The sequence below is a fragment of the Candidatus Symbiothrix dinenymphae genome, assembly GCF_001431085.1.
In genome coordinates this window covers 1-1,498 of the sequence record NZ_BBRU01000020.1, presented here as the reverse complement: position 1 = coordinate 1,498, position 1,498 = coordinate 1, and the positions used below count along the sequence as shown (strand labels likewise).

The window sequence follows — 1,498 nt, the reverse complement described above, 5'->3', positions numbered from 1 at the left end:
GAATAAAGATATGCGGCAACACTTCCGGCGGAATGGGCTGACCGGAATTGGCAATGTTGAGGCTGATTCTATCCGGTGTCTGTTTGCCAACGGTGAGGATAATTTTCCCGTGATTGTCGGATTCTACGGCTTCAATGGCATTTTTCAGTAAATTAATCAATACTTGGGCAATTAGATTTTCATCGGCATTAATAGAAATCGTTTCGGGCAACAGGTTGCTTAATTCAATGTCTTTTTCTCGCAGAAGTGGCTCGTGAAGTTTGATTACTTTGTCCACCAAGGCATTCAGGTTGAAATCGCGCTTTTCCGGTTTGGGTATTGCCGTGAATTTTCGATACGAATCGACAAACGACAACAAGCCGGATGCTGTGGTGTTGATGGTTTCAAATGTTTCTAATGTGTTCTGTTTCAAGGCTTGCACGTTATCTTCCGTCTGATATAAAAATTGCATCGTTTCGCTCAGCGAAGTGATTGGCGCAATGGAATTCATAATCTCGTGAGTCATCACGCGGATGAGGCGAATCCACGACTCCATCTCTTTCATTTCCAATTCGTTACCTATATTGTTTAGTGTGAGAATGCGCATCATTCCCCGTTTGAGGTGGATTTGGGAAACCTGCAAACTGATGGACAATTCTTCCCTTTCGGTCGGCAAGGCAATCTGAATACTGTCGCCTGCTTTCAAACCGTGAAACAATGCCGGATAAGTTTCGTTCACGGCTTGCAACTGATTGATATGCGAAAAAATCGGGAATCCGAACATATCCAAAGCCGATTGATTGACTTTTTGGACGATGCCCCGGTCGTCGACAATAATAATTCCGGTGGAAACACATTCAAGAATTAAACTCAGAAAATGCTCATTTTCAATCACTTCCTTGCGGGCATTCGCCAAAATTTCCTTGATGCGATTCATCATCATGTTCATCTCTTTTTCGCGAGTGGACAGTTTGGTTTCCGCAAAATGAAAGGAATAATCGCCGTTATCCAACGCATTGAGCAAAAACAGGATATTTCGATTGTAACGTTGGTAACATTTGCTCAAAGCAGACAGGCAAATCAAAATCAGGATTACGCCCGTCACGACATAGATATAGGTGCTGGCAAAAAAGGCAAAAGTCGTCCCCGACACTGCCACGACCAGCAATACCGTATAAATATAGAGTTTGTATTGTATGGATTTAAACATTGTATTTTTTCATTTTACTGTATAATGTGGGTCGCGTGATGCCCAATTCCGCGGCTACGGCAGACAGATTGTCTTTGTTGCGTTTCAAGGAATTTTGAATGAGGATTTTTTCCGCATCCTCCAAAGTCAGATTATCGAACCCAAGGTCGGCAGAATTTGATTTTTGCAGGTAAAAATCAGCCGGCTGCAAAACAGTGTTTTCCGACCGAATAACCGCCTTTTCTAAGGTGTGTTGCAATTCGCGGACGTTGCCCGACCAGCGACAGGCTTGTAGTTTTGCGATGGCATCGACGGATAGTTGCAAGTTTT

Annotated in this window: 2 protein-coding genes; both read right to left on the bottom strand. The window is 43.3% G+C overall.

Annotated features, from left to right (window positions below; all coding sequences use genetic code 11):
* Positions 1–1,189: sensor histidine kinase (locus ASC50_RS00480; RefSeq protein ID WP_056928557.1), on the bottom strand; the 1,189-nt coding region annotated here is incomplete at its 3' end.
* Positions 1,182–1,498 (bottom strand): helix-turn-helix domain-containing protein (locus tag ASC50_RS00475; RefSeq protein WP_304518298.1); only part of this gene is annotated, 317 nt, incomplete at its 5' end. The genes ASC50_RS00475 and ASC50_RS00480, both read right to left, overlap by 8 nt.